Below are 1,304 nucleotides of genomic sequence, written 5' to 3'. Positions count from 1 at the left end.
ATCGACGTCGCCGATCGTACGGTCGACAATTTCGCTGGCGATGATCTCCTCGTCCAGCCCGAGCTCGCGGCAGCGCCTGCTCAGCTCGGCGACCATCCGCGCCATCACGCGAATGGGTCCCGCCCCCTGTTGTAACACAGGTCGATAGCGAAGCAGGAGTTCATGGCGCAGGCGCCTGATCATGGCCCGCTGCTCCTGGACAGGCAGAGACGGCTGATTGTCTGCCCGAGATGAATCAGCAGGTGTCTCGTGAGTAGTCACCGCTGTTTACTCCCTTCCATGCGCCAGGATGGCGCAACCTGGCTAGAGCGAACGATCGACCTTGATCGTCGCCTGCCGCTTCCTGAGAGGAAACGGCACCTCAGACAGGATAACATATGTGGATAAGGCAGGCAACCGAGGCGCTGGTAGACAGCTGCCAGCGCGCTGAAGGAGTGACAGGCCAGGCAGCCCCTTTCTCAAAGCTGACAGCGGCCGCCAGACCTCAGTACAATAGCAGGCAGACAGGAAAGAAAAGCTAAATTGTTGGCTTGCTGAGGGCGCAGAGCGGGCGAAGAGTCCGTTTCCTCGCTCCCGCCAGCAATGGCGCTGACAGGCTACCAGCAAGCAGACAGACAGACAGGCAGACCGACCGATAGGCAGGCCATAAGCACGGGAAGGGAGAAGAAGCGTATGCGCGAAGGGCAGCTATTCCACGGGCGCAGTGTTGTGATCACGGGAGCGGCGCGGGGACTGGGCAGGGCTCTGGCTCTGGCTTTTGCGCGCGAGGGGGCCAAAGTGCTGGTGCACTATGGGCACTCGCAGGCTGCTGCTCAGGAGCTGGTCAGCGAAATCGAGCGTCAGGGCGGCCAGGCATTGGCCTTGCAAGCCGACTTGGGCTCGTCAGCTCAGGTTGAGCGCCTGGTCTCCCAGGCGCAGACGGCACTTGGTGGTATTGACGTCTGGGTCAACAACGCGGGAGCCAGTGCCAATACCTCGGAGACACGCGGCCTGAGCGAGGAGGAGCGCTTCGAACGATTGCTGCAAGTTGACGTATTGGGAACCTGGCGCTGTTGTCGAGCCGCCGCTCCTTTCATGAGGAGCGGCGGTTGCATCCTCAATGTTGCCTGGAATCACGCACTGGACGGAGCGCCTGGCTTCGTCAGCCAGGTTTACGCCACGGCCAAAGGGGCTGTCATCGCTTTGAGCCGCTGCCTGGCGCGCGAGCTGGCGCCCCAACTGCGCGTGAATTGTATTGCTCCGGGATGGATTGAGAACGACTGGGCTCGGTCGCGTCCAGCAGGCTTTCGCGAGCGCGTGGCTGG

Annotated in this window: 2 protein-coding genes; one reads left to right on the top strand and one right to left on the bottom strand. The window is 62.0% G+C overall.

Annotation, left to right across the window (positions count from 1 at the left end; genetic code table 11):
* On the bottom strand, positions 1–261 hold a 261-nt coding region (locus BGC09_RS21975), incomplete at its 3' end, for a hypothetical protein (protein ID WP_141727923.1).
* 411 nt (positions 262–672) lie between these two features.
* On the opposite strand from BGC09_RS21975, the gene BGC09_RS21970 reads away from it, so the two are divergent.
* Positions 673–1,304 (top strand): SDR family NAD(P)-dependent oxidoreductase (locus tag BGC09_RS21970; RefSeq protein WP_069806336.1); only part of this gene is annotated, 632 nt, incomplete at its 3' end.

The sequence above is a fragment of the Thermogemmatispora onikobensis genome (assembly GCF_001748285.1).
Lineage (GTDB): Bacteria > Chloroflexota > Ktedonobacteria > Ktedonobacterales > Ktedonobacteraceae > Thermogemmatispora > Thermogemmatispora onikobensis.
The sequence above is the reverse complement of the archived record's forward strand: the minus strand, read 5'-3'. Positions and strand labels throughout refer to the sequence as shown.